The following is a 6,206-nucleotide window of genomic DNA, read 5'->3' as shown; positions in this document are numbered from 1 at the left end:
TCATAAAACTTGATAAAAAGGTACAAAAAGAAGAAAAACAAAGAGAGGAAGAAATAAGAAAAGAAATGCAAGAGGAGGCAAAAAAGAATGACTAACTTTTTGAGTAATTCTGTATTTTTCGGTCTGTTACTATGCCTTGTATCATACCAAATAGGTGTGTTCTTAAGACAAAAGACCAAGATAGCGGCTTTTAATCCGCTGTTAATCTCTATCATTATAGTAATCTTTGTACTTGTTATATTCCATATCAAGTTTAAAGATTTTTATAATGGTTCAAAATACATAAGCTATTTGCTTACACCGGCAACTGTTGCACTTGCTATTCCGCTTTATTCAAAGCTGACACTTTTAAAGGACAACTTTAAGGCTATTATGTCGGGGCTTATAGCAGGCGTATTGACATCACTTATCTCAATACTTGTTATGTCAATACTCTTTCACTTAAAGCATGAGTACTATGTCTCAATGCTTCCAAAGTCCATCACCACCGCTATCGGTATCGGCGTATCTGAAGAGCTTGGAGGTATTTCCACCATCACTACCGCCGTCATCATTGTAACAGGTGTGTTCGGAAATGTTATGGCTGATATTGTATACAAAGTATTCAAAGTTACAAATCCTATAGCAAAGGGTATCGGACTGGGTGCTTCAGCCCATGCTATCGGTACATCAAAGGCACTTGAAATGGGTGAAACCGAAGGTGCTATGAGTTCACTCTCCATAGCCGTTGCAGGTATTATAACAGTTATATTTGCTTCATTCTTCGCAAAGATTATGTAATAAAAAAGGCGCCGTTTGAGCTTAAACTCAAACGGCGCCTTTATTATACTGCAGCAAGTATTTCATTTATCTGTGACACCAATGTATCACAGTCAATTCCATGTACCATGCAAGCCTCTTCAAGTGTCTCCATCTGTGATGAAGGACATCCCAGGCAGTGCATACCTGCTCTCATAAGCATAGGTGCAATCAAATCATTGGTTATCAAAAGTTCACCTATTGTCATATTCTTGTTTATTGTCATAAAGACTCCTTTCTTCTTTCCTCTAATTCGGAAAAATCTTTTATTCCTTTTTTTATATCATCTTCCGTCAATGAGGCAAAGCCTACCAGAACAGTTGATTTCTTTATATTCTTACCGGTATAAAAAACCGATATGGGATAAAACTTCACTCCTGCATTTACCCCGTAATCAAGTATCTCTTTTTCACTTAAATCTTCCAAGGTCATTAAAATATGAAGCCCGGAATTGTTTTCGACTACCATAGACCTTGGCAAATACTTTTTTATGCATTCTATCAGCGTATCTCTTTTTAGCCTGTAGTTAGTCCTCATCCTGTTCAGATGCCTCTCAAAATACCCCTCTTTTATAAATATTTCAAGTATATCCTGATCCGACCTCGGTACGGTACATGAAAAGAAATCAAGTCTTGAACCGTACTCCTTTATAAGCTCATCCGGAAGCACCATATATGCCACTCTTATTGCAGGTGCAACTGACTTTGAAAATGTACCTATATATATCACCTTTTGCGGGTCAAGTCCCTGCATTGCAGGTATCGGTTTACCTACAAATCGAAACTCGGAATCATAATCATCCTCTATAATATATCTGCCTGAACTTTCATAGCACCATGCTATCAGCTCTCTTCTTCTTTTTATAGGCATTATAACACCTGTAGGATATTGATTGGCAGGCATCAAATAGCAAATATCCGCCTTACCGCTTTTAAGTTTACCTATATCCATACCTTCATCATCCATATCAACGCTTATGACATCCCAATCCATAGATTCGAAAATCTTTCTTGCTTTGATATACCCCGGATTCTCAAGTGCTATACGCTTTCTTCCAAGTAGAAGTCCCAAAAGCAATATAAGATACTCACTTCCGGCACCTATTATGATGTTTTGCGGAGTACATTCCACTCTTCTGGCCGTATGCAAATAATCAGCTATCTGTACTCTCAGTCCGTACTCACCTTGATTATCTCCTGCCGTGAATACATCCGAACTGTCATTTGAAAATACTTTTCTTGCAATACTTCTCCACGAAGCATACGGAAAACTCTTTGAATCAATTTTTATCGGAGAAAAGTCAATTAAATTATCATCTTCTTTACTCTCAGTCTTACAAGCCGGAAGTATGTAATGTGACCTTTCTTTGGTACCTGATACTTTTTTTAAAATATCCATATCGTCAAGCTTATTTACAATATAGCCGCTGCCGCCTCTTGACCTTAGATAGCCTTCAGCCGAAAGCTGTTCATATGCATTGACCACTGTCGTCCTTGATATCTTAAGACTCTGTGAAAGCCTTCTTGTGGACGGAAGTTTGGTGTCAGGCAAAATCTGTCCGTTTTTTATTTCATTCTTTATAAATTCATAGATTTGCTCATATATCGGGCAATCGGCTCTTAAATCTATAAGAAGCTCCATCAGTCATTCTTAGGAAGCTTGAACGAACTCTTGAGTGAAACAATTCTGTTGAATACAAGTGCGTCAGGTCTTGAGTCCTTTGCATCCACACAGAAGAAACCGTTTCTTACAAACTGGAAGCTGTCATATTCCTTTGCATCCTTAAGGCAGCTTTCAACATAGCAATTTTTCAATATTGTAAGCGAGTTCGGATTGAGGTTAAGATTTCCGTTCTCATCAAGCTTACCCTTCTCCTCGTCAACGATATTCTCATAAAGTCTCATCTCAACCTTAAGTGCCGTATTTGCATTTACCCAATGTATTGTTCCCTTTACTTTTCTGGCATTGAATCCCGAACCCGACTTGGTTTCAGGATCATAGGTTGCATGAACTGCAATAATCTCACCGTTTTCATCCTTTTCTACAGAAGTACAGGTTACAAAATAAGCGCCCATAAGCCTTACTTCATTTCCCGGGAAGAGTCTGAAGTACTTCTTTGGCGGAACTTCCATAAAGTCCTCTCTTTCAATATAGAGTTCTCTTCCGAATTCTATCTCTCTTTCACCAAGCTCAGGGTTTTCAAGGTTGTTAGGCATTGTGCATAATTCAGACTGACCTTCAGGATAATTGTCTATTATAAGCTTTATAGGATCAAGTACGGCCATTATTCTTGACTTCTTCAACTTAAGGTCTTCTCTTATACAATACTCAAGCATTGCGGACTCTATAGATGAATCGGCTTTTGAGACACCTGCAAGCTTTACAAAGTTTCTGATAGACTCAGGAGTATAACCTCTTCTTCTGAGCGCCGCAATTGAAACAAGTCTCGGATCGTCCCATCCGTCCACTATACCGTCTTCTACAAGCTTTTTTATATATCTCTTACCTGTAACCACATTTGTAAGATAAAGCTTTGCAAATTCTATCTGTCTCGGAGGATTCTTGTACTCACATTCTCTTACAACCCAGTCATAGAGTGGCCTGTGATCCTCAAACTCAAGTGTACAAAGACTGTGTGTAATACCCTCGATGGCATCCTCTATCGGATGTGCAAAATCATACATCGGATAGATACACCACTTGTCACCTGTATTATGATGAGTCATTCTTGCCACTCTGTAAATTATAGGGTCTCTCATATTGATATTAGGTGACGCCATATCTATCTTTGCACGAAGTACATGGCTTCCGTCCTCAAAGAGGCCGTTTTTCATATCCTCAAAAAGTTTTAAGTTCTCTTCAACTGATCTGTTCCTATAAGGGCTCTCCTTACCCGGAGTCTTAAAGTCACCTCTGTACTCTCTTATCTCATCCGCACTTAAGTCACAGACAAACGCCTTACCTTTTTTGATAAGCATTACAGCTTTCTCATACATCTCTTCAAAATAGTTTGATGCAAAGAAAAGTCTGTCCTCAAACTCTCCTCCAAGCCACTTCACATCCTCAATGATTGAATTGACAAATTCTTCCTTTTCCTTGGTAGGATTGGTATCGTCAAATCTTAAGTTAAACTTTCCGTTATACTCTTTTGCAATATCATTATTTAAGATAATCGACTTTGCATGACCTATATGTAAATATCCGTTAGGCTCCGGCGGAAATCTGGTCTGTACATGATCAAATCTCCCGGACGCAAGGTCCTTGTCTATCTCTATCTCAATAAAATTCTTTGAAACTGTCTCAGTATTCTTAATCTCTTCCGACATAAGTTTCTCCCATCTCTTGCTTTATTAACTAAGATATCATTATATCATTGATATAAATCTATCGCAATCCCGGAGACACTTGTATACAAAAATCCCCCTTTACCGTTCAATGTAAAAGGGGATAAAATATTATTCTGTAAATAAAGGTGTTGAGAAATATCTGTCACCGCTGTCAGGTAAAAGAGCAACTATTGTCTTTCCCTCATTCTCAGGCTTCTTTGCTTCCTTGATAGCTGCAAATAATGCCGCACCTGAAGATATACCTACAAGTACACCCTCTCTTGACGCTATAAGTCTGCCGTACTCAAAAGCCTCTTCGTTCTCAACTGTGATTATCTCATCATAAACCTTTGTATTAAGTGTGTTAGGGATAAATCCTGCACCGATACCCTGAATCTTATGTGGGCCGCTCTTTCCTTCTGAAAGTACAGGTGAACCTGTAGGCTCTACAGCAACAACCTTAACACCGGACTTTTTCTCCTTAAGGAACTCACCTACACCTGTAATAGTACCGCCTGTACCGATACCTGCTACAAAGATATCAACCTCTCCATCTGTATCATTCCAGATCTCAGGACCTGTTGTTGCTCTATGTACTGCAGGGTTTGCCTGATTGTCAAACTGTGCAGGTATAAAGCTTCCTTCAATGCTTGCCGCAAGCTCCTCAGCTTTTGCAATAGCACCCTTCATTCCCTTTGAACCTTCTGTAAGCTCGATAGTAGCTCCATAAGCCTTAAGAATATTTCTTCTCTCAACGCTCATAGTCTCAGGCATTGTAAGAATTACCTTATATCCTTTGGATGTACCTACTGAAGCAAGACCGATTCCTGTATTTCCTGATGTAGCCTCGATGATAGTTGCGCCCGGCTTTAACTTTCCTGCCTTCTCAGCCGCCTCTATCATAGCAAGTGCTATTCTGTCCTTTACGGAACCTGCCGGATTAAAGTACTCAAGCTTAACCAAAACCTTTGCCTTAAGTCCAAGCTCCTTCTCTATATTTGACACCTCCAAAAGTGGTGTGTTACCAATCAACTCGCTGCTGCTCTTATAAACTCTAGACATACAAACCTCCATTTTTCGTATTCCTGTTTTCCTACTTGTTTTATAGGTTTATAATAATCTATTTAATTATATTTGTCAAGCGATTTTTTATTTTTCTTGATATTTATATTTTTTTGCCTTAAAGTACTTATAAAATATATGTTTAGGAGATACTATGTTAGATAATGCCGGTATAAAAATAGCCATGGGTGAAAAAATCTCCTGTGAGCAGATAGAAGGTATCAATGACAATATGAACGAAGCACATTACCATGAATTTTTCGAATTATATTATCTTGAAAGCGGCGAAAGATGTCATATGCTGAATAACGAACTTATTACTATAAAGCCCGGAGACTATATACTATTTCCGCCATATGCAATGCACTATTCATTTGGCAGAGAAAATATTCCTTTCAAAAGGATAGTAATCTACTTCTATACGGATCAAATAGAATCGGAGTCTATGTATCAAAAACTGCTAAACAGCTGCGGTTACTACCACTATGACAGAAATAACAACTTCTCAATTCACCATATACTTGAAATGCTTTTAGCTGAAGAGGACGATACAAAAAAATTTTCAAATGAATATAGGAAAATACTGCTCAATCTGTTGCTTATTACCATATTAAGGCAGGCAAAGCCTGAGGATAGGGTTAAAGATAAAAACAGAATAAGTCAGGTAATAAATTATATACATAATAATTATAAAGAAAATTTGAGCTTGGAATTGTTATCCGAAAAATTCTTTATATCAAAATATCACTTATCCAGGGAATTTAAAAAAAGAACCGAAAAAACTATAGTTCAATATATAAATAAGACCAGAATAATGCACGCACAAAGGAAGATAATGGAAACCAAAAAGTCACTTACCGAAATATCTCATGAAACCGGCTTTTCTTCTCTCACTCATTTTAACAGGATTTTTAAAGCCGAAACAAATCTGACCCCAAGCGAGTACAGAAAAATTTATTTATATAAAAAGAAAAATGTACTTGCATAATATTCTTTTTTATTGTATATTTATAAGCGTAT

6 protein-coding genes are annotated in these 6,206 nt (G+C 37.7%); 2 read left to right on the top strand and 4 right to left on the bottom strand.

From position 1 onward, the window contains the following. Positions 1 to 87 precede the first annotated feature (87 nt). Complete coding sequence (locus tag ACO6FI_RS07120) at positions 88 to 780, top strand: LrgB family protein (RefSeq protein WP_448946380.1); 693 nt, start codon at positions 88 to 90, stop codon at positions 778 to 780. 43 nt (positions 781 to 823) lie between these two features. Here the strand turns inward: ACO6FI_RS07120 and ACO6FI_RS07115 are convergent, their stop codons facing one another. The 4 genes from ACO6FI_RS07115 to cysK all read right to left on the bottom strand — a co-directional run bounded on the left by ACO6FI_RS07115 (position 824) and on the right by cysK (position 5,186). Continuing rightward, positions 824 to 1,024: a DUF1858 domain-containing protein gene (locus tag ACO6FI_RS07115; protein ID WP_485456744.1), complete on the bottom strand. Its 201-nt coding sequence runs from the start codon at positions 1,022 to 1,024 to the stop codon at positions 824 to 826. Continuing rightward, on the bottom strand, positions 1,021 to 2,439 hold the full coding sequence (gene pdxR, locus ACO6FI_RS07110; protein WP_485456743.1) for a MocR-like pyridoxine biosynthesis transcription factor PdxR: 1,419 nt from the start codon (positions 2,437 to 2,439) through the stop codon (positions 1,021 to 1,023). Before pdxR ends, ACO6FI_RS07115 begins: the two co-directional genes overlap by 4 nt. Further along, positions 2,439 to 4,124, bottom strand: a complete 1,686-nt coding sequence (locus tag ACO6FI_RS07105; protein WP_485456742.1) for a glutamine--tRNA ligase/YqeY domain fusion protein — start codon at positions 4,122 to 4,124, stop codon at positions 2,439 to 2,441. The genes pdxR and ACO6FI_RS07105 overlap by 1 nt, the downstream gene beginning before the upstream one ends. A 129-nt stretch (positions 4,125 to 4,253) precedes the next feature. Next, positions 4,254 to 5,186: a cysteine synthase A gene (gene cysK, locus ACO6FI_RS07100; protein WP_485456741.1), complete on the bottom strand. Its 933-nt coding sequence runs from the start codon at positions 5,184 to 5,186 to the stop codon at positions 4,254 to 4,256. Between the two features lie 154 nt (positions 5,187 to 5,340). Here cysK and ACO6FI_RS07095 point away from each other — a divergent pair, with 154 nt between their 5' ends. Further along, on the top strand, positions 5,341 to 6,174 hold the full coding sequence (locus tag ACO6FI_RS07095; RefSeq protein WP_485456740.1) for an AraC family transcriptional regulator: 834 nt from the start codon (positions 5,341 to 5,343) through the stop codon (positions 6,172 to 6,174). Positions 6,175 to 6,206: the final 32 nt, after the last annotated feature.

Source organism: Lachnoanaerobaculum sp., assembly GCF_057250505.1.
Note: the sequence above shows the minus strand (reverse complement) of the source record. Positions and strands in the feature narration are given on the sequence as shown.